General features: G+C 71.5%; 22 protein-coding genes. 13 read left to right on the forward strand and 9 right to left on the reverse strand.

Annotated elements, in window-relative coordinates:
• Window positions 1-111 precede the first annotated feature (111 nt).
• Entirely contained in the window at window positions 112-864 is a 753-nt protein-coding gene (locus tag AC27IY_RS36945) for a hypothetical protein (protein ID WP_487180877.1), read from the forward strand.
• On the opposite strand, the gene AC27IY_RS36950 is transcribed toward AC27IY_RS36945, so the two are convergent.
• From AC27IY_RS36950 to AC27IY_RS36960, 3 genes are all read right to left on the reverse strand, one after another.
• Entirely contained in the window at window positions 840-2,117 is a 1,278-nt protein-coding gene (locus AC27IY_RS36950; protein ID WP_344212414.1) for a D-arabinono-1,4-lactone oxidase, read from the reverse strand. The genes AC27IY_RS36945 and AC27IY_RS36950 overlap by 25 nt on opposite strands.
• Before the next feature lie 63 nt (window positions 2,118-2,180).
• Complete coding sequence (locus tag AC27IY_RS36955; RefSeq protein WP_423476731.1) at window positions 2,181-2,912, reverse strand: polysaccharide deacetylase family protein; 732 nt, start codon at window positions 2,910-2,912, stop codon at window positions 2,181-2,183.
• A 55-nt stretch (window positions 2,913-2,967) separates the two neighbouring features.
• Window positions 2,968-4,170: an MFS transporter gene (locus AC27IY_RS36960; protein WP_423476730.1), complete on the reverse strand. Its 1,203-nt coding sequence runs from the start codon at window positions 4,168-4,170 to the stop codon at window positions 2,968-2,970.
• Between the two features lie 93 nt (window positions 4,171-4,263).
• On the opposite strand from AC27IY_RS36960, the gene AC27IY_RS36965 reads away from it, so the two are divergent.
• Window positions 4,264-5,466, forward strand: a complete 1,203-nt coding sequence (locus tag AC27IY_RS36965) for a lytic transglycosylase domain-containing protein (RefSeq protein WP_423476729.1) — start codon at window positions 4,264-4,266, stop codon at window positions 5,464-5,466.
• Here the strand turns inward: AC27IY_RS36965 and AC27IY_RS36970 are convergent.
• The gene (locus AC27IY_RS36970) at window positions 5,463-6,410 is read right to left on the reverse strand and encodes a ferrochelatase (protein WP_423476728.1); all 948 of its coding nucleotides are present in this window, start codon (window positions 6,408-6,410) and stop codon (window positions 5,463-5,465) included. The two genes, AC27IY_RS36965 and AC27IY_RS36970, sit on opposite strands and share 4 nt — an antisense overlap.
• Before the next feature lie 56 nt (window positions 6,411-6,466).
• On the opposite strand from AC27IY_RS36970, the gene AC27IY_RS36975 reads away from it, so the two are divergent.
• Complete coding sequence (locus tag AC27IY_RS36975) at window positions 6,467-8,449, forward strand: S9 family peptidase (protein WP_487180878.1); 1,983 nt, start codon at window positions 6,467-6,469, stop codon at window positions 8,447-8,449.
• Complete coding sequence (locus tag AC27IY_RS36980) at window positions 8,449-9,237, forward strand: inositol monophosphatase family protein (protein ID WP_344212402.1); 789 nt, start codon at window positions 8,449-8,451, stop codon at window positions 9,235-9,237. Before AC27IY_RS36975 ends, AC27IY_RS36980 begins: the two co-directional genes overlap by 1 nt.
• Before the next feature lie 65 nt (window positions 9,238-9,302).
• Here the strand turns inward: AC27IY_RS36980 and AC27IY_RS36985 are convergent, their stop codons facing one another.
• Window positions 9,303-9,467: a hypothetical protein gene (locus AC27IY_RS36985; protein WP_329573795.1), complete on the reverse strand. Its 165-nt coding sequence runs from the start codon at window positions 9,465-9,467 to the stop codon at window positions 9,303-9,305.
• Between the two features lie 232 nt (window positions 9,468-9,699).
• Between AC27IY_RS36985 and AC27IY_RS36990 the strand changes: the two genes are divergently transcribed.
• The 4 genes from AC27IY_RS36990 to AC27IY_RS37005 all read left to right on the forward strand — a co-directional run bounded on the left by AC27IY_RS36990 (window position 9,700) and on the right by AC27IY_RS37005 (window position 13,131).
• Window positions 9,700-10,353, forward strand: a complete 654-nt coding sequence (locus AC27IY_RS36990; RefSeq protein ID WP_344212400.1) for a response regulator transcription factor — start codon at window positions 9,700-9,702, stop codon at window positions 10,351-10,353.
• Window positions 10,354-10,391: 38 nt separating this feature from the next.
• The gene (locus AC27IY_RS36995) at window positions 10,392-11,645 is read left to right on the forward strand and encodes a sensor histidine kinase (protein WP_423451004.1); all 1,254 of its coding nucleotides are present in this window, start codon (window positions 10,392-10,394) and stop codon (window positions 11,643-11,645) included.
• Window positions 11,646-11,953: 308 nt separating this feature from the next.
• Entirely contained in the window at window positions 11,954-12,253 is a 300-nt protein-coding gene (locus tag AC27IY_RS37000; protein WP_020542847.1) for a DUF4193 domain-containing protein, read from the forward strand.
• A gap of 80 nt (window positions 12,254-12,333) precedes the next feature.
• Window positions 12,334-13,131, forward strand: a complete 798-nt coding sequence (locus AC27IY_RS37005; protein WP_364444214.1) for a hypothetical protein — start codon at window positions 12,334-12,336, stop codon at window positions 13,129-13,131.
• Window positions 13,132-13,149: 18 nt separating this feature from the next.
• On the opposite strand, the gene AC27IY_RS37010 is transcribed toward AC27IY_RS37005, so the two are convergent.
• The gene (locus AC27IY_RS37010) at window positions 13,150-13,767 is read right to left on the reverse strand and encodes a TetR/AcrR family transcriptional regulator (RefSeq protein WP_487180880.1); all 618 of its coding nucleotides are present in this window, start codon (window positions 13,765-13,767) and stop codon (window positions 13,150-13,152) included.
• Window positions 13,768-13,851: 84 nt separating this feature from the next.
• On the opposite strand from AC27IY_RS37010, the gene paaN reads away from it, so the two are divergent.
• The 3 genes from paaN to AC27IY_RS37025 are packed head-to-tail and all read left to right on the forward strand — an operon-like array spanning window position 13,852 to window position 18,518.
• A complete protein-coding gene (gene paaN, locus AC27IY_RS37015; protein WP_487180881.1) occupies window positions 13,852-15,510 on the forward strand; it encodes a phenylacetic acid degradation protein PaaN in 1,659 nt (552 codons plus the stop codon).
• A 14-nt stretch (window positions 15,511-15,524) separates the two neighbouring features.
• Window positions 15,525-17,063, forward strand: a complete 1,539-nt coding sequence (locus AC27IY_RS37020) for an FAD-dependent monooxygenase (RefSeq protein ID WP_487180883.1) — start codon at window positions 15,525-15,527, stop codon at window positions 17,061-17,063.
• A gap of 21 nt (window positions 17,064-17,084) precedes the next feature.
• Window positions 17,085-18,518 (forward strand): alpha,alpha-trehalose-phosphate synthase (UDP-forming), encoded by a 1,434-nt coding sequence (locus AC27IY_RS37025; RefSeq protein WP_344212388.1) that lies wholly within the window; start codon window positions 17,085-17,087, stop codon window positions 18,516-18,518.
• Here the strand turns inward: AC27IY_RS37025 and AC27IY_RS37030 are convergent.
• On the reverse strand, window positions 18,451-18,735 hold the full coding sequence (locus tag AC27IY_RS37030) for a DUF4235 domain-containing protein (RefSeq protein ID WP_344212386.1): 285 nt from the start codon (window positions 18,733-18,735) through the stop codon (window positions 18,451-18,453). The genes AC27IY_RS37025 and AC27IY_RS37030 overlap by 68 nt on opposite strands.
• Before the next feature lie 78 nt (window positions 18,736-18,813).
• Here AC27IY_RS37030 and valS point away from each other — a divergent pair, with 78 nt between their 5' ends.
• Window positions 18,814-21,339 carry a valine--tRNA ligase gene (gene valS / locus AC27IY_RS37035; RefSeq protein WP_487180884.1) on the forward strand — a complete coding sequence of 842 codons (2,526 nt, stop codon included), beginning with the start codon at window positions 18,814-18,816 and terminating at the stop codon, window positions 21,337-21,339.
• 227 nt (window positions 21,340-21,566) lie between these two features.
• Here valS and AC27IY_RS37040 read toward each other — a convergent pair whose 3' ends face one another.
• A complete protein-coding gene (locus AC27IY_RS37040) occupies window positions 21,567-22,880 on the reverse strand; it encodes an RNA-guided endonuclease InsQ/TnpB family protein (RefSeq protein ID WP_487180886.1) in 1,314 nt (437 codons plus the stop codon).
• A gap of 116 nt (window positions 22,881-22,996) precedes the next feature.
• A complete protein-coding gene (locus AC27IY_RS37045; RefSeq protein ID WP_487180888.1) occupies window positions 22,997-23,125 on the reverse strand; it encodes a hypothetical protein in 129 nt (42 codons plus the stop codon).
• A gap of 123 nt (window positions 23,126-23,248) precedes the next feature.
• On the opposite strand from AC27IY_RS37045, the gene AC27IY_RS37050 reads away from it, so the two are divergent.
• The gene (locus AC27IY_RS37050; protein WP_423450848.1) at window positions 23,249-24,412 is read left to right on the forward strand and encodes an AI-2E family transporter; all 1,164 of its coding nucleotides are present in this window, start codon (window positions 23,249-23,251) and stop codon (window positions 24,410-24,412) included.
• Window position 24,413: the final 1 nt, after the last annotated feature.

A 24,413-nucleotide genomic window follows, 5' to 3' on the forward strand; every position in this document is an offset into this window, starting at 1 on the left:
GCCACGAGGGTGCCTGTCACCCATGTCACAGCAACATCGGGACACGCCGTCTCGTCTATTCACGGGACAGGTCTTTACCGAGCGCATGATGAGAGAGGACTGATCCGGGGGATGGGCGGCGGACAGCGGAACTTCGAGCTGAGTGTGCCGCAGATCCTGGGGAGCGCCCTGGCGGCGGTGACGGCCGCCGTGGCCGCCTCCTTCCTGGGCGTGGCCGGCACGGTGATCGGCGCGGCGGTCATGAGCATCGGGAGCACCGTGGGCACCGCCGTCTACACGCACTACCTGAAGCGGACAGGGGAGCGGGTACGGCTGCGCGCCGGTTCTCCCGGCCACGAGGAGGAGGCGTCCGGATCCGGCGCGGGCGGGGACACGCTGGTGATGCCCGTCGTCGAGGCCGGGGAGCCGTCGAGGAGGCTGCCGTGGGGACGGGTGGCGCTGGCCGCGGGGCTGGTGTTCGCGGTCAGCATGGGCGGCATCCTCGTCTACCAGGCGGCCGCCCATCAGACGGTGCACGAGCAGGTCACCGGCGGGACGACGCGGCACAAGCCCGCGACCCCCGACCGCCGGACGCCGTCGGGGCCCGCCGTGCGGGCGAGCGTCCCCGCCGTGCCCGTCGCCACGCCGGAGGCCGACGTCACGCGCACGTCGGCCCCGACGCCGAGCGCCACGCCGACCGTGACGACCACCGTCACCGCCACGCCCACGGCCCCGCCCGCTCCCACCGCCACCACCGGCCAGGAGCCGGCCGAGCCGCAGCCGAGCGCCACCGCTCCGCCCGAGCCGGAGCCCACCGCGGTCGACGAGGCTCCCGAGCCTGACCACCCGGAGGCCGAGGCTCAGCCGAGCACCTGGTCCAGGTAGGCGTTGCCGAACAGGCGGCCGGGGTCGAGCCGGTCGCGCAGCGCGGTGAAGTCGGCGAAACGGGGATAGACCTTGGCGAGGTAGGCCGCGTCCCGCGTGTGCAGCTTGCCCCAGTGCGGCCGGCCGTCCAGCCGCGTCATGATCTCCTCGACGCCCTCGAAGTACGCCGGGTTCGGGGTGGGCCGGTAGATGTGGCAGGCGACGTACGCCGACGCCCGCCCGTACGCCGTGGACAGCCAGGCGTCGCTCGGCGGCGTCACCCGCACCTCCACCGGGAACGTGATCTTCCAGTCCATGCGCTCGACCAGGTCGCGGGTCTCGCGCAGCGCCTGCGCCAGCCGCTCGCGCGGCACCGCGTACTCCATCTCCAGGAAGCGCACGTCGCGCCGGGCCGTGAAGACCCTGTACGAGGCGTCCACCGACTCGGAGTCCCCGAGCGCCGCCGCGCTGACGGCGTTGATGCGCGGGATCAGCCCGGGGACGCGGGCGCCGAGCGCGCAGGCGGCCCCGAACACGGTGTTCTCCAGCAGGACGTCGTCCATCCAGTGCCGCGCGGCGCTGCGCGGACGGGCCGGTCCGGGATGCCGGTTGTTGGTCTTGACCAGGCAGGCGTCGGTGTGCGGCAGCCAGAAGAAGTCGAGGTGCTCGTTGCCGGCGGTCAGCTCGTCGAGCGAGGCGAGGATGTCGCTGAGCGCCATTTTGCGCCGCCGGTTGTGCAGCAGGAACGCGGGCTCCACCCGGAGGGTGACCGAGGTCAGCACGCCGAGCGCGCCGAGCCCCACCCTGGCCGCGTCGAACAGCTCGTCCCCGGGGGCGGCGCTCGCCACCGTGCCGTCGGCGAGCACCAGCTCCAGCCCGGTCACCTGGTCGGCGAGGCCGCCGCTGTCGCGGCCGGTCCCGTGCGTGCCGGTCTGGATGGCGCCGGCGACGGTCTGCTCGGTGATGTCGCCCATGTTGGCGAGGGCGAGGCCGCGCCGGTGGAGCAGCTCGTTGAGCTCCCGGAGCGGGGTGCCGGCGAGGACGGTGACGCGGTCCTCGTCCCAGGAGACGACGCCGGTCAGGGCGTGGGGCCGCAGCATGACGCCGTCGGTGAGCGCCACGCCGGTGAAGGAGTGCCCGGTGCCGACCATGCGGACGCGCCGCCCGGAGGCGGCGGCGTCGCGCACGGCCCGTACGACGTCCGCGACGGAGGCCGGTGCCCGGACCTCGGCGGGCTCGCCGGTCTGGTTCCCCGCCCAGTTCGTGAAGACCATTGAGCAGCACCTCCGCGAGCGGGCAGGAGCCCGGGCACCTCCGACGTCAAACGTGAACGATACTCAGTTCTCCCAGCCCGCGGGAAGCGGGAAGACGTCGCCCGCCTCCAGGCCCTCGTCCTTGACGACGTCGGAGACCGTCACCAGGTGGTAGCCCTTGGCCTGCAGGCTCTTGACGATGGACGGCATGGCGTCGACCGTCTGCTTCACCCAGTCGTGCATGAGGATGATGCCGTTGGGCTTGGCCACCTCAAGGGTCTTCTTCTTGATCGCCTCGACGTTCTTGCTCGCCCAGTCCTCCGAACCGGCGGTCCAGAGGATGATCGGCATGCCGAACTCGTCCGCGATGTCGGAGACCTGCAGGTCCGCCAGCCCGTACGGGGGCCGCAGCAGCTTCGGCTCCACGCCCGCCGCCTTCTTGACGGCGTCCTGGGTCTTCTGGATCTCGTTCCTGATGGCCCCAGGTTCGAGCTTGGTGAAGTCAGGGTGGCTGTAGCTGTGGTTGCCGAGCTCGTGCCCCTCGGCGACCATGCGCTTGACGTACTGGGGGCGGCTCTTGGCGTACTGGCCCTCAAGGAAGAACGTCGCCTTGGCGTCGTACTTCTTCAGCGTGTCCAGCAGCGTGCCCGCGTACTTCCCAGGGCCGTCGTCGAAGGTCAGCGCGATGCACTTGACCTTCGCGCAGTCCACCGGAGCGGACTTCTCGGCCGGTTTGGCGGCGGCCTGCGCGGGCGCAGAGGCCATGGTGACGCAGACTGCCGCGATGGTCAGAAGTGAGGTGAGTTGTCGGGACATCAGAAAAGCTTCCATTTGTGATGGATGTTGCGAGGGATGTCCCGACGGTAGCGGATCAGCCTTCGGCGGGTGAAGCTGCCTCGGGAAGTCTCAGCAAACCCGAACCTCCGATCCCGACGACGAGCGCGAGCACGGCGGCGCCCGGCGCGACGACGTACGCGGCGGACGCGCCGGCGGCCTCGGTGAGGTGCCCGCCCGCCCAGGCCCCGATCGCCACGCCGATGCCGAGGGCCGTGGAGATCCACGCCATGCCCTCGGTGAGCAGCGCCGGCGGCGCCAGCCGTTCGACCAGCGAGAAGCCGGTGATGAGGGTCGGCGAGATGGCGAAGCCGGCCAGGAAGAGCGCGGCGGCCATGACCCACGCGTTCCCGATGAACGAGATCGGCAGCAGCCCCAGCGCGAACACCATCAGCGCCCGCACGAACCGCCCCCGCAGCGAGATCTTCCAGTGCCGTGACCCGAACCACAGCCCCGAGATCATCGACCCGCCCGCGAACGAGGCCAGCAGCAGCCCCGCGGCCCCCTTGACCCCCTGCTCCTCGGCGAAGGCCACCGTGATCAGGTCCACGGACCCGAACACCGCGCCCATCGCCACGTAGACGCACGACAGCAGCGCGATGCCGGGGATCAGGATGGGCGTGCCGCCTGCCGCGCGGACCTCGGACACCGGAGGCTGGGTGCGCCGCTGCGCCGCCAGCGTCAGGCAGCCGGACAGCATGAAGATCAGCGCGACCACCAGCCCCATGTACGGGTTGAACCGCGTGGCCAGCAGCGTGACCAGCGCGGGCCCGGTGACGAAGACCACCTCGTCCACGACGGACTCGAAGGCGAAGGCCGTGTGCAGCCGCGGCGAGCCGCCGTGGATGGCCGACCAGCGGGCCCGTACGAGCGAGCCAACCGACAGCGAGGTGCCGCCGACGACCAGACCGGACAGGTACAGGGTCCACTCGGGCAGCCCGAGGAACGCGCAGACCATGAGCGTGGTCAGCGCGAGCGCGTTGAGCACGGCGAACGGTGGGATGACGCGGCTCTGGCCGAACCGGTCCATCAGCCGTCCCGACATGGGCGCGCCGATGGCGAAGGCGAGGTTGCTGGCGGCGGCGACGCCGCCCGCGGTGGCGTACGAGCCGGTGACGCCGGAGACGAGTAAGACGACGCCGATCCCCAGCATGGACATCGGCATCCGGCCGGCGAACCCGGCCAGCACGAACGCCTTGATGCCAGGCCCGTCGAACAGCCCCCGGTAAGGCCCGACCACCCCGTTTCCCCCTTACTTGCGCCCGCCAACCTTTGCGCACCCGATGTCCGGATTGCAAATGATTTCCCCGTCGGCTGGGCTAACGTGTCCCGCGTGTCCGGTCTTCCCTCCTTCCGTGCGGTCATGCTCATGGTCATCGCGGTGGTCGTGGCCACCGTGGCGACCGGCGGCGTCATCGTCCTGCTGGACGGTGACCTGGTCAGCGGCACGCGGAAGCAATCCGCCGAGCCCGAGCCCAAACCCGTCCGCTCGCCCACGGCGGCGCCGCGCCTCGACCAGCTCGTGCCGACCACCGAGCCCGCGGGGGAGCGGCGGGAGTTCGGCGAGGGCGGCCCCGGTGTGACCGTCACCCCGCCGCGGGTGCTCGCCATCGCCGGGTCGGAGGTGCCCAAGGAGACCAGGCTCAGGCTCGGCGCGCTGAAGAACGTGGAGAAGGTGGTCGTCGTGGACGCGGGCCGGGTCAAGCTCACCGGCACCCCGCTCAACCTGCTGGCCGTGGACCCGGCCCACTTCCGCTCCTGGACGCCGCAGGCCGTCGCCGACCAGCCCGCCGTGTGGAGCGCCCTGACCAGGGGAGAGCTGGTCGCGGAGTCGGACGCGGCCCGCAGGTACGGCATGGTGCCCGGCGCGTACTACCAGGTGGACGGCGGACCCAAGCTGCGCCTCGCGGCCTCGGCGCCGCTCGGGCTCAGCGGCGTGGACGGCCTGGTCGGCGTGGACCTCGGCCGCTCGCTGGGCTTCGCGCCGGGCGTGGCGGTGCTGCTGCACGGCAAGCCCGGCAAGATCAGCGCGGCCGGAGTGCGCAAGCTGCTCGGCAAGGGCGTCCAGGTCGCCCTGCTGGACGCCGCCGCCCGCGTGCAGAAACAGCGGCCGACGGCGGCCGCCCAGCAGACCCCGCAGAGCGTGAGCGTCGGCCGTCCCGGCAGCTACCTGGAGCTCTACCGGCTCGCCGCGGCCCGCTGCCCCGGCCTGTCATGGACGGTACTGGCCGCGATCGGGCAGGTCGAGAGCGGGCACGGCCGCAACAACGGCCCGTCGAGCGCGGGCGCGCTCGGGCCGATGCAGTTCATGCCCGCGACGTGGAAGCACTACGGCGTGGACGGCGACGGCGACGGCAAGGCCGACATCTGGAGCCCGTACGACGCCGTGCCGAGCGCGGCCGGCTACCTGTGCGCCAACGGCGCGGGCAAGGGCGGCGAGAAGCTGCGCAAGGCGATCTGGTTCTACAACCACTCGTGGGACTACGTGAACAAGGTCATGGGGATCGCCGAGGCGTACGCCAGAACCTACGCCTAGGACCGGTGCCGGCGGGGCGCCGGGCAGCAGGTGAGCGGGCAGGGCACCGGCTCGGGCTCGGCCATCAGCTCGCGCACCATCCCCACGAAGCGCGGGTGCGTGCCCACGGTGGCCGCCCGCTCCAGCGGCAGGCCGCGCTCGGCGGCGACGTCCCTGGCCTCGGTGTCGAGGTCGTAGACGACCTCCATGTGGTCGGAGACGAACCCGATCGGCACCAGCACGACCGCCGGGGCGTCCGTCTTGTGCAGGAAGTCGCAGACGTCCGGCTCCAGCCACGGCACCTGCGGCGGGCCGCTGCGCGACTGCCACACGAGGTCCCACGGCTGGTCGCGGCCGAGCGCCTGGTTGACCAGCTCGGCGCTGCGGCGGATCTGGGCCTCGTACAGGCCGCCGTTCGGACCGGCGGTCTCGGCCATGGAGACCGGGATGCTGTGGGCGGTGAACACCAGGCGGGCGTCGTCGCGGCCGAGCCGCTCCAGCGCCTCGCGGGTGTGGTCGGCCATGGCGGCCACGAAGCCGGGGTGGTCGCCGAAGTGCCGCATCTTGATCAGCTCGGGGCCGCCCTCGATCGAGATGCGGCTGATGTCCTCGTAGTACTGGCGGCAGCTGGAGTAGCCGGCGAAGGCGGAGGTGGCGAGGACGGCCGCCTTGCGCACCCCGTCGTCCTTCATCTGCCGGACGGTGTCCTCGCCGAACGGGTGCCAGTTGCGGTTGCCCCAGTAGACGGGCACGTCGAGGACCGGGCGCAGCGCCTCCAGGAGCTCGCGGTTCTGCCGGTTGATCGGGCTGACCCCGCCGAAGCCCTGGTAGTGCTCGGCGACCTCCAGCAGCCGTTCGCGCGGCACGCCGCGCCCTCGCACCACGTTCTCCAGGAACGGCATCACGTCGTCGGGGCCCTCCGGGCCGCCGAACGACAGGAGCAGCAGAGCGTCGTAATCAGCCACGTGAACCAGCCTATTCGCGAGCGCCGGTGGTCCTCTCGCGAGGTAGGTTCGGTCGAGTGAGCGCATTTACTGACATACGCGACTATGTGGCCATCCCCCGGGTTCTCTCGGTCCAGCTCTCGCCCGACGGCTCCCGGCTCGTCTCCACCGTCCAGTCACTCAACCCCGACGGGAAGTCGTACGGCACCGCGCTCTGGGAGATCCCCCTCGACGGCCGGGGCGAGCCCTTCCGCCTGACCCGCTCGGCCAAGGGCGAGTCGGCCGCCGTGTTCACCGACGCCGGCGACGTCCTGTTCACCTCCGCCCGCCCCGACCCCACCGTGAAGGACACCGGTGAGGAGGTCCCGGCGCTGTGGCTGCTGCCGCGCGCGGGCGGCGAGGCCCGCCAGGTCGCCACCAGGCCCGGCGGGATCGGCGGGGTGCGCACCGCCGGCGACGTGGTCGTCTTCGTCTCCGACGTGCTCGACGGCGAGGAGGCCGGCGACGAGGAGCGGCGCAGGGCCCGCAAGGACGCGGGGATCAGCGCGATCCTGCACGAGAGCGCGGCGGTCCGCTACTGGGACCACGACCTCGGCCCCGGCCGCCCCCGCCTGTTCGCCGCCCGGCTCGGCGCCGACCGGCTGGAGGACGTGCGCGAGCTCACCCCCGACGTCGGGAACGCGCTGCGCAACGCCGCCTTCGAGCTGACGCCCGACGGCACGCGCGTGGTCACCACCTGGCGGGTGGAGCTGCCGCGCGGCGAGGTCCGTACGGACCTGGTGGTCATCGACGTGGCCACCGGCGAGCGGCGCACGCTGCTCACTGAGGAGGGCCAGGACTTCGAGGGCCCGCTCGCGATCTCCCCTGACGGCGCCCGCATCGCCTGTTCGCGCGGCCGGTTCACCTCCATGGACGTCTCGGCCAGGAGCGAGCTGTGGATCGCCGACCTCGCCACCGGCGAGGGCCGGGCGTACGCGCCCGACCTGTTCCCCTCCGGCGTCGCCTGGGCGCCCGACTCCGCCTCCGTCTACGTCGTGGCCGACCACCAGGGCCGCCGCCCGGTCTTCCACGTGCCGCTCGACGGCGAGGTCCGCAGGGTCACCGGTGACGACGCCGCGTACGCGCAGCCGGACGTCACCGCCGACGGCCGCTTCCTGTACGTCCTGCGCAGCGCCGTCAACCTGGCCCCCGGCCCGGCCAGGATCGAGCTCGCCACCGGCGAGATCACCGACCTGCCCTCGCCCGCGCCCCGCCCCGAGGTGCGCGGCACGCTCACCGAGATCACCGCCACCGCCGACGACGGCGAGACCATCCGCGGCTGGCTCGTGCTGCCCGAGGGCGCCTCCGCCGACGACCCCGCGCCGTTCCTGCTGTGGATCCACGGCGGCCCGCTGGGCTCCTGGAACGACTGGCAGTGGCGCTGGCAGTCCTGGATCATGGCCGAGCACGGTTACGCCGTGTTGCTCCCCGACCCGTGCCTGTCCACGGGTTACGGTCAGCACATGATCGATCGAGGCTGGGGCAACTGGGGCCCGCGCACCCAGGCCGACCTCGACGCGATCGTGGACGTCGCCCTGGCCAGGGACGACATCGACAGCGAGCGCATCGCCGCCATGGGCGGCTCGTTCGGCGGCTACATGGCCAACTGGCTGGCCGGGCACACCGACCGCTACCGCGCCATCGTCACCCACGCCTCGCTGTGGAACCTCGACCAGTTCGCCGGCACCACCGACGCCGCCCACTACTGGCAGCGCGAGTTCGGCGCGCCCGGCTCCGAGCGCTACGAGCAGCTGTCGCCGCACCTCTCGCTCGACAAGATCACCACCCCGATGCTCGTCATCCACGGCGACAAGGACTACCGGGTGCCGATCGGCGAGGGGCTGCGCCTGTGGTGGGACCTGCGCCGCAGCGAGGTCGACGCCAAGTTCCTGTACTTCCCCGACGAGAACCACTGGATTCTCAAGCCGGGCAACACCGTCGCCTGGTACGAGACCGTCCTCGCCTTCCTCGCCCAGCACGTGCTCGGCGAGGAGTGGAAGCGCCCGGAGTCGGTGGCCTGATGACCGACTTCCTGACGCTCGCCGAGGACATCGCCCGCGAGGCCGGCGACATGCTGCTGGCCAAACGGCCCACGATGTCCGCGGAGATCGAGACCAAGTCCAGCCCCACCGACGTGGTCACCGCCCTGGACAAGGCGTCGGAGCGGCTCATCCGCGAGCGCATCGAGGCCGCCCGCCCGGGTGACCGCATCCTCGGCGAGGAGGGCGGAGAGGCGCCGGGCGAGTCGGACGTGCGCTGGATCGTCGACCCGATCGACGGCACCGTCAACTTCCTGTACGGCCTGCCCGACTGGGCGGTGTCGATCGCCGTCGAGGTCGGCGGCCGGGTGGTGGCCGGCGTGGTCAACGTGCCGACGCGCGGCGAGGTCTTCACGGCCGCGCTGGGCGAGGGCGCCTGGCTCGGCGGCGCGCGGCTGCGCTGCAACACCGGGGTGCCGCTGCCGCAGGCGCTGGTCGCGACCGGGTTCGGCTACTCCCAGGCCGGCCGGGCCGTGCAGGGCGAGGTGGTGGCGAAGGTGCTGCCGCGGGTGCGTGACATCAGGCGGGGCGGCTCGTGCGCCATCGACCTGTGCTCGCTCGCCGCCGGAAGGGTGGACGCCTACTACGAGCGGGGCATCAACCCCTGGGACTACGGCGCCGCCGGTCTGGTGGCGACCGAGTCGGGCGCGCGGCTCGCCGGGCTCAACGGCCGGCCGGTGAGCCCCGACTTCGCGATCTGCGCGGCTCCCGGGCTGTTCGAGGAGCTGCACGACCTGCTCGCGCCGCTGGACCCCGAGCGCGGCGCCTGACCTGCGGAAACGGCTGAACACGCGGACGGCCGGAGCCGAAGCTCCGGCCGTCCGCCTACGGTCTGTCAGCCGGGCAAGGCGATGCCGTGGTCGTCCGCCAGTCGGCGGAGGTCCTCGATCTCGGCGGTGAGCGTGTCGGCGAGGTACTCGTCGCCGGCGCTGCGGGCCTCCCGGAGGCCCCTGTAAGCCTGGTCGAGGCGGTGTTCGATCGTGGTGGTGAACTCGCCCATCTCACCTACTCTCTAGGGGTTCGTGCCGCGTAGGGCGATGTACGCCCATTGCAGGTCGATGTCCTGGCAAAGGGTGTCCCGCAGGCATACCCCGCGGCGTCCCCCTCCGAAACATGAATTTCTCGGCGGTCCGCCTCACCTGTGGGTGGCCAACGCCTGAACATGCCTTACCGTGCGCTTATCGCCCCTGAGGGGACAATGAGGGGCCGGAGACGGAGAGAGGTGTTCCAGCGTGCGAGTGCTGGTGGTGGAGGACGAGCGGGTGCTCGCCGACGCGATCGCGACGGGCCTGCGCCGCGAGGCCATGGCCGTCGACGTCGCCTACGACGGCGGCGGCGCCCTCGAACGGACCTCCTACATCGACTACGACGTGATCGTCCTGGACCGGGACCTCCCGGTGGTGCACGGCGACGAGGTGTGCCGCCGGCTCGTGGAGCAGCGCTCCGCCTCGCGCATCCTCATGCTGACCGCCTCGGGCGACGTCGACGACAAGGTGGAGGGGCTCGGCCTCGGCGCCGACGACTACCTCGCCAAGCCGTTCGTCTTCATCGAGCTGGTCGCGCGGGTGCGCGCGCTCGGCCGCCGCTCCGCGCCCGCCCTGCCGCCCGTGCTGGAGCGGTCCGGAATCCGGCTCGACCCGGGCAAGCGCCTGGTGGAGCGCGAGGGCAGGGAGGTCGTGCTCACCAAGAAGGAGTTCGCGGTCCTTGAGGAGCTGATGCGCGCCGAGGGCGCCGTCGTCAGCCAGGAGGACCTGCTGGACAAGGCATGGGACGAGAACATCGACCCCTTCACCAACGTGGTCCGGGTGACCATGATGACGCTGCGGAAGAAGCTGGGCGAGCCTCAGGTGATCGAGACTGTGCCCGGGGTTGGGTACAAACTGTGACTGAAGGGCCGAAGCACCAGGCGGAGCCGACGCATCCCATGATCAGCCCGCACTCGGCACACAAGGCGACGCGGGTCCAGGAGGCCCCGCCGCCGCCGAGCGGCCCGCCGGCTTGGGACGGCCCGCCTCCTCCTGACTACCCTCCCGTCCAGCGCACGACGATGGAGTGGATGCGGGCGCTCCCCAGCAAGGTGAGCATCCGCTGGCGGCTGACGCTCACCTACGGCGCGCTCGTCTTCGTGGCCTCGGCGGTGCTGCTGTTCTCGGTCTACTCGATCGTGGCGCGGGCCATCGACACGAACTGGCCCGCGCTGAGCTGGTGGAACGCCCGCGACGAGCTGATCTGGCGCCAGTCCAGGCAGGACGCGGTCGCGGCGGCGCAGGACGCCCTGCTGCGCAGCAGCGTGATGGCGCTGGTCGGGGTGGGCATCCTGTCGCTCATCATCGGCTACTTCGTGGCCGACCGGGCGCTGCGGCCGGTGGCCAGGATGACGGCCACCGCCCGCCGGCTCTCCGAGAGCACGCTGGCCCACCAGCGCATCGCCCTGGAGGGCCCCAACGACGAGCTGAAGGAGCTGGCCGACACCTTCGACGCCATGCTCGCCCGGCTCAATGTGGCCTTCGACACCCAGCGCAGATTCGTGGCGAACGCCTCTCACGAATTGCGCACTCCTCTCACCATCAACCGGACGGTCCTGGAGATCGCCCTGTCGGATCCCGAGGCTTCGGAAGACCTCAAAGCGCTCGGGCGCACGCTTCTGGAAGTGAACGCGCGTAACGAGAAGCTCATCGAGGGACTGCTGTTGCTGGCGCGCAGCGAACGCGAACTCGCGGTGCGCAAACCGCTCGACGTACGGGACATCGCCGAGACCGCCGTGGAACAGCTCACGCCCTTCGCCGAGGAACACGGCGTAACCGTGAGCACCGAACTGGTCAGCGCGCCTACCGTCGGCGATCCCGTGCTCCTGGAGCGTTGCGTGAGCAACCTGGTGGAGAACGCGGTGAAGTACAACATTCCCCAAAACGGAAAAGTATGGGTCCGGGCGGGAATGGTGGACGACGCCGTCGTTGTTCAGGTGGCCAACACGGGACAACACGTCCCGGCGTACGAGGTGAACAGCCTGTTCGAGCCGTTCAGGAGGCTCCACGCCGACCGCGTGGACTCGGCCAAGGGAGCGGGTCTCGGGCTGTCCATCGTCCGTGCGGTGATGCAGGCTCACGGCGGAAATGTGGCCGCCGTGCCGCGAGACGGCGGAGGGCTCGTGGTGACCATTCGACTGCCGAAGGGCTGACGTGTGATGCTCCGGGACGTTCGTCCGCGTGTTGATGCACGGGGGGCGTCTCGTTCGCGCCGCACATGTGGTTGGATGTGCCGTCGAACACGGTGGAGCATGACGCCAAGGCTGTGGGTTTCGCCATATTTGGCTAACCATTGCCGTCGGCAGCACGCCCTGGCGTGTCGGGAGGTTCGTGGTCCGTTCCCCCGGGGTACCGATGGGAAATCTCCCCGGCGGAACGGGCACAAGACGGGCCTCCCGGACGTTAGAAGACGCGCGACCGAGCGCGCCGACATATTGATGAGGGGGATGGAGTAAGCACAATGGCTACCGACTACGACAGCCCGCGCAAGACAGACGACGACCTGGGGGAGGACAGCCTCCAAGAGCTCCAGGCGCGGCGCACCGACAAGTCGTCCGGCAGCATCGACATCGACGAGACCGACCTCGCCGAGTCGCTGGAGCTGCCCGGCGCCGACCTGTCGAACGAAGAACTCTCCCTGCGGGTCATCCCTCGCCAGGCCGACGAGTTCACCTGCTCGCGGTGCTTCCTGGTGCACCACCGCAGCCAGCTGGCCTCGGAGAAGAACGGTCAGCAGGTCTGCCGGGAGTGCGCCGCCTGATCGCCGTGCCTCAGGGTACGAGAGCGGGACATCGAGCCGACGAACCCTGAAGGTCACGACCATGAGGACGGAGGCATCGCGTGGCCGTACCAGAGAAAGACCGTCGAGCAGGAGACGAGATCGCCGACCCCGAAAAGGAGGTCGGCGAGCTCGTGGGCAAGCTCACCGAGCCCGGTGAGCTGGAGCCGGCCGAGCGGCGCAGGCTGCTCGGCCGACTCGCCAAGGCGTTGTCCGCGGGCGCCAAGAAGGCCAAGGAGTCCGGCGCGGGGCGTGGGCGCTGGCTGGCCGACGTGTTCCTCAACGTCGCGCCGCGCATCCCCATCCGCGACCTGCACACCCTCTCCGAGCACCACCACGGCCTGACCGGCGAGCAACTGGCCGACGACCTGATCCGCACCGCCCAGAAGGCCACGATGACGGTCGGCGCCATCGGCGGAGCGCTCGCCGCGGCCCAGTTCGCCGCACCGCCCCTCCTTCTCTCCGCGCCCGCGCAGCTCGTCGCCGAGACGATCGTCGTGGCCGCCATCGAGGTCAAACTGCTGGCCGAGCTGCACGAGGTCTACGGCGTGCGGGTGCACGGCACCGGCGCCCAGCGCGCGATCGCCTTCACGGCCGCCTGGGCCAAACAACGCGGGATCGACCCCCTCGCCCCCGCGTCCGTGTCGCTCGCCCTCGGCGCCGCCACCAAGACCGCCCTGCGCAACCGCCTCATGCGGACGCTGGGCCGGCACCTCACGACGTTCGGCCCGTTCCTCACCGGGGCCGTCGCGGGCGGCGCGCTCAACCGGATGGCGACCAAGAAGCTGGGCGAGGCCATCCGCGAGGACCTGCGCGGCAAGCTGCCGAGCGGCCCGAGCCGGGGCGAGCTGCCCACCTGACCCCCTTCCATCCCCCTTTCAGGCCCTCCTCAGGCCCTCGAACGTCATCCTCACCAGCGCGTCGGCCACGTCCGCGGCCGGCGCGTCGCGCTCGGGGCGGTGCCACTCGGCGATCGAGCTCACCGCCCCGAACAGCAGCCGCGTCACCAGCGCAGGGTCCAGGCCGGGGCGGATGGCGCCCTCCGCCGCCGCCTCCTCCACCAGGCGGCCGGCGAACGCCTCCAGCTCCGCGCGCCGCGCCAGCGCGGCCCGCTCGGTGGCGCTGTTGCCGCGTGCCCGCAGCAGCAGCGTCACGTACGGCAGCCGCTCGGTCAGCACCCGCACGCTCTGCCTGACCACCCATTCCAGCCGGTCGATGGCAGGCCCGCGGGCCGCGCGCTCGTCGGCGGCCAGCTCGGACAGCCCGTCGAGGGCCCGGTCGAGCGCCCGCGCGAGGAGCTGCTCCTTGCCGGGGACGTGGTGATAGATCGCCGACTTGGTGACGCCGAGCGCCCGCGCGAGGTCCTCCATGCTGGTGCCGTCGTAGCCGCGCTCGTTGAAGACGGCCACGGCGGCCGACAGGACGGACTCGGGGTCGTGCCCGCGCCGGCGGGGCCGGGCGGACCTGTCTGATGAAGGGGAGACGTCTAAGGCCACGGCGGGGTCTTCCTTGTTTAACTGACCGAATGTTCGGTAAACACTTCACCGTCCGGCGGATTTCTGTCAAGAGGGTGAGTGAACATGTACGAACAGCACCGTGACACCCTGGAGCAGGCGCGGGCCGCCATCGCCGGGCGCGGCCACTGGAGCGCCTACCCCGAGTCGCCGAGCCCCCGCGTCCACGGCGAGGGGGCGGCCGAGCGGGGCAGGGCGGCGTTCGAGTCCTACCTGGGCAAGCCGTTCCCGCTGGAGCAGGCGGGCGGCACCGGGTCGTGGATCGGCGCGGAGCGCTCGCCGTACGGGATCGACCTCGGGGTCACCTACCCCGAGCCCATCGCCGAGGAGCTGATCGCGGCGGCCTCGGCCGCCCTGCCCGCCTGGCGCGACGCCGGACCGGAGGCCCGCGCCCTCGTCTGCGCCGAGATCATCCAGCGGCTCCACCGGCGCAGCTTCGAGATCGCGCACGCGGTGCAGCACACCAGCGGGCAGCCGTTCGTCATGGCGTTCCAGGCCGGCGGGCCGCACGCGCAGGACCGCGCGCTGGAGGCGGTCGCGTACGGGCTGGAGGCCATGACCTCCTCGGCGGCGAGCGCCCGCTGGGAGAAGCCGGCCAAGGGAGAGTCGCTGGTCATGACCAAGCGCTTCACCGTCGTGCCCCGGGGCGTGGCCGTGGTGATCGGCTGCAACACCTTCCCCACCTGGAACGCCTACCCGGCGCTGTTCGCCTCGCTCGTCACCGGCAACCCGGTGATCGTCAAGCCGCATCCCCGGGCGATCCTGCCGCTCGCGATCACCGTGCTGGTGGCGCGCGAGGTGCTGGCCGAGGCCGGGTTCGACCCCGCGCTGGTGTCGCTGGCCGCCGAGGAGGGGCAGGGGCTGGCCACCACCCTCGCCACCCACCCCCGCGTGCGGATCGTGGACTTCACCGGCTCCACCGAGTTCGGCGACTGGCTGGAGCGCAACGCCCGCCAGGCGCTCGTGCACACCGAGAAGGCCGGGGTCAACGCCGTCGTCGTGGACTCGACCGACTCGTGGCGCGGGATGCTCGCCAACCTCGCGTTCTCGCTGTCGCTCTACAGCGGGCAGATGTGCACCGCGCCGCAGAACCTCTTCGTCCCGGCCGCCGGCGTCGAGACCGACGAGGGGCACAAGAGCTTCGAGGAGGTCGCGGAAGGGCTGGCCGCCGCCGTCGGCCGGCTGCTGGGCGACGACGCACGGGCGGTCGAGCTGACCGGCGCGATCGTCAACCCCGACGTGCTCGCCCGCGTCGAGGGGGCGGGGGAGCTGGGCGAGGTGGTGCTGGAGTCGCGGGCGATCCGGCATCCGTCGTTCCCCGACGCGGTGGTGCGCACGCCCGCGATCGTCCGGGTGCACGCCTCGGCCGACGACGCCTACGGGCGCGAGCACTTCGGGCCCGTGTCGTTCCTCATCCCCACCGGCTCCACGGGGGAGAGCCTCGACCTGCTGCGGCGCACGGTGAAGGTCCGGGGCGCGCTCACCGCCTCCGTCTACTCCACCTCGCCGAGGGTGCTCGACGACGCCGAGCGGGCCGCGCTGGACGCGGGGGTCAACCTGTCGTGCAACCTGACGGACGGCGTGTACGTCAACCAGTCGGCCGCCTTCAGCGACTACCACGGCACCGGCGCCAACCCGGCCGCCACCGCCTCGCTCACCGACCCCGGCTACGTCGCCGGCCGCTTCCACGTCGTCCAGTCCCGCCACCCCGTACGCGAGGTCTGAGACGGGCTCCGGTCATGAGCGACGACGCGCAGGTCATCGTGGTCGGGGCCGGGCCCGTGGGGCTGACGGCGGCGCTGCTGCTGGCCCGGTGGGGCATCAGCGCGCTGGTGCTGGACCGGCGGCCGGGGCGGGAGGCGGCCGGGTCGCGCTCGATCTGCCAGCAGCGCGACGTGCTCGACATCTGGGCCGCCGCCGGCGCGGGGCGGATCGCCGAGGAGGGCGTGACCTGGACGACGGCCCGCACCTACTACCGCGACCGCGAGCTGCTGTCGTGCTCGTTCGACCGGGACGGGCCGCTGCCGCCGTTCGTGAACCTCTCGCAGGCCCGCACCGAGCAGATCCTGGACGAGGCCGCCGCCGCGCAGCCGCTCGTCGAGGTGCGCTGGAACCACGAGGTCACCGGGCTCACCCAGGACTCCTGCGGCGTCACCGTGCACTGCGGGCAGCGGCGGCTGCGGGCGCCGTACGCGCTGCTGTGCGCAGGGGCGCGGGCCGAACTCCTGCGGCGGGCGCTCGGCGTGCGCTTCGGCGGCGAGACGTTCGGCGACCAGTTCCTGATCTGCGACGTCAGGACCGACCTGCCGGGCTGGGAGGACGAGCGGCGCTTCTACTTCGACCCCGTCTGGAACCCCGGCCGGCAGGTGCTCATCCATCCGTGTCCCGGCGGGACGTTCAGGATCGACTGGCAGATCGCGCCCGACCACGTCCCGACGCGGGAGGACATCGCGCGGAAGATCCGGTGGATCGTCGGCGAGCGGCCGTACGAGCTGCTGTGGCACAGCACCTACCGCTTCCACCACCGGCTGGCCGACCGCATGCGCGCCGGACGGGTGCTGCTGGCGGGCGACTGTGCGCACCTGCTGGCCCCGTTCGGGGCGCGCGGCCTCAACTCCGGCGTCCCGGACGCCGAGAACGCGGCCTGGAAGCTGGCGTTCGCGCTCAACGGGTGGGCCGGGCCGGAGCTGCTGGAGTCGTACCACGCCGAGCGGCACGCGGCGGCGCGCGAGAACCTGGAGGTGACCGGCGCCACCATGCGCTTCCTCGCGCCGAGGAGCGTCGAGGAGCGGGTGCGCAGGCGGGCGGTGCTGGAGGGCGGGCCGGTGGACCAGGTGGACTCCGGCCGCTTCGCCGAGCCCTTCTGGTACGTCGACTCGCCCCTCACCACGCCGGAGCCGTCCCGCGCGTTCGCCGGCCGCCCGCCGAGGGGTGCGGCGTGCCCGCCCGCGCCGGGCGTGATCCTGCCGGACGCCGTTCTGCCGGGCGGGCGATTGCGTGAAAGCTGCCGGGATGGTTTCCTCGTACTCCTGGGTGAAATGTGTGATTCGAGTTTGTTTGTGCAGGTCTTGGGCAAGGTCACTACGGCGCCGCTCGCCGTACGCGGGCTCGCGGAGATGGACGGAACCGGCTCGCTCGCTGAGAGGCTCGGCGCCGGGCCGGACGAGGCATGGCTCATCAGGCCCGATGCGCACATCGCCGCGATCATCCCCCATGCGGGTCCGGAGTCGGTGGCGGTCGCCGTGAGCCGCGCTCTCGGCGGTTCTACCGAAACTTGACCCCACAAGAGGAGGGACTGCGTGACTGGCCGGAGTTCGTTTCTGATCGTCGCCAACCGGTTGCCGGTGGACAGGACGATCGATCCCGACGGAACGGCCTCGTGGCGCAGGAGCCCCGGCGGGCTCGTCACCGCGATCGCGCCGGTGATGCAGCGCCGTCACGGAGCCTGGGCCGGGTGGCACGGGGCACCGGACGAGAAACTGGAGCCGTTCGAGCAGGACGGCATGAACCTGATCCCCGTGGCCCTGTCGGCGGAGGAGGTGGAGCTCTACTACGAGGGCTTCTCCAACGCCACCCTGTGGCCGCTCTACCACGACGCCGTCGCGCCGCCGGTGTACCACCGCTCGATGTGGGACGCCTACCGGGCGGTCAACGAGCGGTTCGCGGTCGCCGCCGCCGAGATCGCCGAGGAGGGAGCGGTCGTCTGGGTGCAGGACTACCAGCTCCAGCTCGTGCCCTCCATGCTGCGCAAGCTCCGGCCCGACCTGCGGATCGGGTTCTTCCTGCACATCCCGTTCCCGCCGGTCGAGCTGTTCTGGCGGCTGCCGTGGCGCAAGGACCTCGTGGAGGGGCTGCTCGGCGCCGACCTGGTCGGCTTCCAGCTCCCCGGCGGGGCCTCCAACTTCCGGCGGTTGTGCCGCAGGCTGCTCGGGCTGCCGTACAAGGGGAACGAGATCTTCCTCGACGACCGCGTCGTGCGCACCCAGGCGTTCCCCATCTCGGTGGACTTCGGGCAGCTCGACTCGCTGGTGCGCGAGCCGCACATCGTGGCCCGGGCCAAGGAGATCAGGTCCGAGCTGGGCGAGCCCGAGCACGTGCTGCTCGGCGTGGACCGGCTCGACTACACCAAGGGCATCGGCCAGCGCCTGGAGGGCTTCGGCGAGCTGCTGAAGGACGGGCGGCTGCGCACCGGCGAGGCGGTGTTCGTGCAGATCGCCACCCCGAGCCGCGAACGGGTGGACGAATACCGCCGGCTGCGCGACGACATCGAGCTGCAGGTCGGGCGGATCAACGGCGAGCACGCCACGCTCGGCTACCAGCCGGTGTGGTATTTCCACCAGTCGTACAACCAGGAGGAGCTCGCCGCGCTCTACCTGGCCGCCGACGTCATGGTGGTCACCCCGCTGCGCGACGGCATGAACCTGGTGGCCAAGGAGTACATCTCCTGCCACCACGACCTCAACGGGGCGCTCGTGCTGAGCGAGTTCGCCGGGGCCGCCGACGAGCTGCGCCAGGCCTATCTGGTCAATCCGTACGACGTGGAGGACGTCAAGCGTCAGATGCTGGCCGCGATGCGGGCCACGCCGCACGAGCTGGCCCGGCGGATGCGTACGATGCGCCGCCGGGTCGCCACCTACGACGTGGACCGCTGGGCGAGTGAGTTCCTCACTGCCCTGGAGTCACCTGCCTCAGAGCCCGCCACGCGTCATAGCGCTTCCTGGCGGTCCGGTTGACCACGATCTGCGCCACGGACATGCCGACGCCCATGAGGACCGCGTAGCCGATCGCCTCGGCCAAAGTGACCTCCGGCGCATCGGTGTCGACGGGCGGCTCCTTGCCGGTCGCCTTCACCCACACGAAGGTGAGCAGCTTGCGGGCCGCCCAACCCGTGGCGAGCCCCACCAGGCCGCCGATGATCCGCCAGGCAACATCCGGCTTGTCATCCGCCATGCCGATCTCCTTCCCCATATGTAACGAACACTAGTCTGTACCGCTCGCGGTGGCCGCGAAGCCGTACCATAAGGTGGCATGACTGAACAGCGGCTACGCCATGCCTCCATGCCCGAGAAACCCTCTCTCGACGGCCTGGAGCAGGTATGGGTAGCCCGCTGGGAGGCCGACGGCACCTACCGCTTCGACCGGTCCAAGCCGCGCGAGCAGGTCTACTCCATCGACACGCCGCCGCCGACCGTGTCCGGCTCCCTGCACGTCGGTCACGTCTTCTCCTTCACCCACACCGACATCATGGCCCGCTACCAGCGGATGACCGGCAAAGAGGTCTTCTACCCGATCGGCTGGGACGACAACGGCCTGCCCACGGAGCGGCGGGTGCAGCACGTCTACGGCGTGCGCTGCGACCCTTCGCTGCCCTACGACCCGGAGTTCGTTCCACCGGAGAAGCCGGGCAAACGTGAGATCCCGATCTCCCGGCGCAACTTCGTGGAGCTGTGCCACGAGCTGACCGCCGTCGACGAGCGGGCGTTCGAGGAGGTGTGGCGGCGGGTCGGCCTGTCGGTCGACTGGTCGCTGCTCTACACGACGATCAGCGACGAGGCGCGGGCGGTCTCGCAGCGGGCGTTCCTGCGCAACCTGCGGCGCGGTGAGGCCTACCTCGCCGAGGCGCCGACGCTCTGGGACGTCACCTTCCGCACCGCCGTGGCCCAGGCCGAGCTGGAGGACCGCGAGCACCCCGGCGCGTTCCACCGCGTCTCCTTCTACGGCGAGCAGGGGCCGGTCTGGATCGAGACGACCAGGCCGGAGCTGATCCCGGCGTGCGTGGCGCTGGTCGCGCACCCCGACGACGAGCGTTACCGCGCGCTGGTCGGCACCACCGTGCTGACGCCGCTGTTCGGGGTCGAGGTGCCGGTGCTCGCGCACCACCTGGCCGAGCCGGACAAGGGCTCGGGCATCGCGATGATCTGCACCTTCGGCGACATCACCGACGTCACCTGGTGGCGGGAGCTGCGCCTGCCCACCCGGCCGATCATCGGCTGGGACGGGCGGCTGCTGCCCGAGCCGCCCGAGGGCGTGGACGCGGAGCCGTACAAAGAGCTGGCCGGCAAGACCGTGCACAGCGCCCGCGAGCGCATCGTGGAGCTGCTGCGCGCCTCCGGCGACCTCGACGGCGAGCCACGGCCGGTCAGCCGCACGGTGAAGTTCTACGAGCGCGGCGACAAGCCGCTGGAGATCGTCACCACCCGCCAGTGGTACATCCGCAACGGCGGCCGCGACGAGGAGCTGCGCGAGCGGCTGCTGCGGCGCGGCGGCGAGCTGCGCTGGCACCCGCCGCACATGAAGGTGCGCTACGACAACTGGGTCGAAGGGCTCACCGGCGACTGGCTGATCTCCCGCCAGCGCTTCTTCGGCGTGCCCTTCCCGGTCTGGTACGCACTCGACGAGGCCGGGCAGCCGGTCCACGACGCGCCCATCCTGCCCGCCGAGGACACCCTGCCGGTCGATCCGTCCAGCGACGTGCCGCCCGGCTACACGGAGGAGCAGCGCGGCGTGCCCGGCGGGTTCATGGCCGACCCCGACGTCATGGACACCTGGGCGACCTCGTCGCTGACGCCGCAGATCGCCGGGCGCTGGGAGCGCGACGACGACCTGTTCCGGCGGGTCTACCCGGCCGACCTGCGGCCCCAGTCGCACGAGATCATCCGCACCTGGCTGTTCTCGACGGTGGCCCGCTCCCACCTGGAGTCCGACCGGCTGCCGTGGAGCGACGTCGCGATCTCGGGGTGGATCCTCGACCCCGACCGCAAGAAGATGTCGAAGTCCAAGGGCAACGTGGTCACCCCGCTCGACCTGCTGGAGCAGCACGGCTCCGACGCGGTGCGCTACTGGGCGGCCGGCGGGCGCTACGGCGTCGACTTCGCCTTCGAGCCGGGGCAGCTCAAGATCGGCCGGCGGCTCGCCATCAAGATCCTCAACGCCTCCCGGTTCGTGCTCGGCCTGGCCGGCGACGGTGATGGTGACGGCGGCGGCGAGGTGAGCGAGCCGCTCGACCGGTCCATGCTGGCGGCGCTGGCGGGCGTGGTGCGCGAGGCCACCGAGGCGTTCGACGCCTACGAGCACAGCCGGGCGCTGGAAACCGTGGAGCGCTTCTTCTGGGCGTTCTGCGACGACTACCTGGAGCTGGTCAAGGCCCGCGCGTACGAGGAGGGCGGGCCGGGCGCGGCCTCGGCGCACGCGGCGCTGCGGCAGGCGCTCGACGTGCTGCTGCGGCTGTTCGCGCCGTTCCTGCCGTTCGTGACCGAGGAGGTCTGGTCGTGGTGGCGGGAGGGCTCGGTGCACCGCGCGCCGTGGCCCGTCCCTGAGCCGGGCGACGGCAACCCGGCGGTGCTGGCCGTGGCCTCCGAGGTGCTCGGGCGGGTGCGCAAGGCCAAGTCCGAGGCCAAGCTGTCGATGCGGGCCGAGGTGGCGCGGCTCACCGTGACCGGGCCCGAGGCGGAGCTGGTGCGGCAGGCGCAGGACGACCTGTGCGCAGCAGGCAACGTCGAGGAGTTCGTGCTCGGCTCCGGTGAGGAGCTCGCCGTCGAGGTCCACCTGGGCTGACTTTCGCTCGTGGCAGGAGGCTTCCGCCTCCTGCCACGACCGGTCAGTAGTCGCACACCCCCGTGGGGAAGATCTGCTCCAGCCGCGCCCGCTCCTGCGGCGTGGGCCGCCACGAGCCGTACACCCCGCGGGCGATCGCCCGGCCGACCGGCGACCGACCGGCGACCGGCTGCAGACGGCACTTTTGACGTGCTCCTCCACACGAGTGTGGAGGATTCCTGTGCTGCTTACGCAGCAGCTCGCGGCGCGGGAGCGGGCGAGACTGTGGGACAGGATGCTTGGCGCTTCACCGACCCCGACACCTCGGAGTCTCCACGCCCTGTGACCGCCCGTCCGGCGGCAGTGGTGTACCGGTGGAGCTGGTTTGCGGCGGCGTTGGTGTCGGCGTTGCCGATCCATCCGCACGCCGGGTTCTTGCACACGAACCGGGCCTGGCTCTCGCGCGAGCCCGGCACGGTGGTGTGGCAGCGGTGGCACTGGCGGCTGGTGCCGTGCGGCGGGACCTTGGCCACCAGGCCGCCCCGATCGGCGGTCTTGTAGGTCAGCAGATCCACCGTGCGGCCCCACGCCTCCCCGGCGATGGCCCGGTTCAGGCCCCGCTTGCGGGCGACGCCCCGGCCGGGTTCCTCCACGGTCCCCGCCGCCGAGGCCATCATGTTCACGATACGGAGGTCTTCCACCACGATCACGTTGAACCGCTCGGCCAGCGTCGTGGTGGTCTTGTGCTGCCAGTCGAGGGCCCGGCGCTTGGCTTTCGCGCGGAGCTTGGCGATCTGGTCGTAGGTGCGCTGCTCCCGGTTCGAGGCCGGGGCGCCCTTCGTACGGTGGGCGCGCCGGCGGGCGCTCGCGCGTTCCAGACGCAGCAGCCGGGCCTGCTCTGCGTCGGTGAGCCATGGCCCGTGCGTAAGGTGCTCCCCCGTGGACAGGGCGAGGGGGACGGCGATGCCCCGGTCCATTCCCACCTGCGGTCCTGGGTGCGGGGCCGGGACCGGGACATGCAGTTCGGTGCGGAAGACGATGTGCCAGCCGAGGGCGTCCTTGACCAGCCGCGCCCCGGTGATCCGCCCTGCGGGTGAGCCCTTGGTGACGCCGGGCAGGTCTTTGGTCCACCGGAACCGGACCCGGCCGATCTTGGGCAGGTTCACCGCGCCCTGCCTGCGGTTGATCCGGGTGATGCGCAGGTCGCGGGCCTGGGGGACATCGACGGCCATCCGCGACCGCACGCGGCCCTTGAACGTGGGCCGCCTGGCAGGATGCCCGGGGTTGAAGAAGTTCGCCCACGCCCGCCGGTAGGTCTTCAGCACCGCCTGCGCGGCCTGAGCGGGCAGGTCGTTCAGCCAGGCGATCTCCCGGCGTGCCGTACGGATCGCCTCGTCGCAGTCCTTCAGCGACGCCAGGCGGCCCTGCCGGAACGTCGTGTACTCATGCAGCAGGTTCCACAGGGCACGCGCGCAGTGCGCCTGACGGTCCAGGGCGGCGCTCTGCGCCCGGTCCAGGTCCAGCCGCGCAACATGCGCCCGAACCCGCTTCTCCCCCTCCACACCGGCGATCGTAACGTTTGTGTCGTGGCCAAACCCCTGATATACGCAGGGAAGGCACTGCGTTCACGAGCTCGGTGTCCACCTAGTGTTCGTGACCAGATACCGGCGGGACGTGTTCACCGCGCCAGCAGGGTGGTCGTCGCCAGGTCGGCAGGTCGCTCCGCGGGCATCGGCTTGTACGTGCCGTCCGTCGAGCGGTAGAGCCGGTCCGTCACGACCGGCGCGAAGCACGCCACGGCCTTCATGCCCATGACGGTGACACGCGCCCCGGCGGTTGCCCAGGCCCGATCTCCGCGACCGATCCCTGAAGCCGATCCGGAGGCGAAGGGGGCGCGCACTCGCCGCCCGGACGTGACAGTCTTGAACACGTGCTTCCCGACCGCCCCACCAAGCTCGTGCCGCCCACGCTGGCCAAGATGGCCGCCTGGTGCGTGTGCCTGATCCTCGTCGGCGTGGTCGTCTACTTCTTCGCGTTGATCATCGCCAGGCTCACGTTCGTGGCCCTGCCGGTGGCCGTCGCGCTGCTGCTGACCGCGCTGCTCTATCCGCTCACCAACAGCCTGCGCCAGGCCGGCATGCGGCCGATCTACGCCACGTGGGTCACCATGCTGGTCGCGCTGGCCGTGCTGGCCGGCACCGGCTGGCTGGTCGGCGCGCGGGCCAGCGAGGAGTTCCCCAACCTGGTCCAGCAGGTCCAGGCGACCGCGAGAGACGTCCAGGAGTGGCTGATCACCGGCCCGCTGCATCTGCAGCAGGCGCAGATCACCGCCTACGTCGACGAGGTCGCCACCATGGTCAACACCCAGCGGCAGGCGATCACGACGACCGTCCTGAGCGCGGGGGCGGTGGCCTTCGAGGTGCTGGCGTCCATCGTGCTGCTGCTGTTCGTGACGTTCTTCCTGCTGAAGGACGGCGACCGCATCTGGTCGTGGGTGCTCAAGGGCTTCGGCGGCGTCGCGCCCCGGGTCGACCGGGCCGGGCGGGCCGCGTGGACCACGCTCTCCCACTACGTGCAGGGCACGGTCGCCGTGGCCGCTGTGCACGGCGTGATCATGGGCATCGTGCTGGCCGGCATGGGCGTGCCGCTCTGGGCGCCGCTCGCGGTGCTGATCTTCTTCGCCAGCTTCATCCCGATCGTCGGCATCTTCTTCGCCGGCACCGTGGCCACGCTGGTCACGCTCGGCGCCAAGGGCCTCGTGCTCGCGCTGGTCTTCCTCGGCATCCTCATCGTCGAGCAGCAACTGGAGAACCACGTCCTGCAGCCGCTGATCGTCGGCCGGGCGCTCAACTTCCACCCGCTGGCGATCATCCTGGTGCTGGCCATCGGCGGCATCCTGGCGGGCATCGCGGGGGCCGCGGTGGCGGTGCCGGTCGCGGCCGTCATCTACCGGGCGCTGCCCGAGCTGCGGCACCAGCAGCCGGCCCTGCCGCCACCCCCATCAGCGCACGAACAGGGCGAACCGGACGGCAAGTCGGACCCCGGCCGGGCCGCCGCTCCCGAGGCGGACGAGCGGAGCGCCGACACCGAGTAAC

The sequence above is a fragment of the Nonomuraea sp. B208 genome (assembly GCF_057536035.1).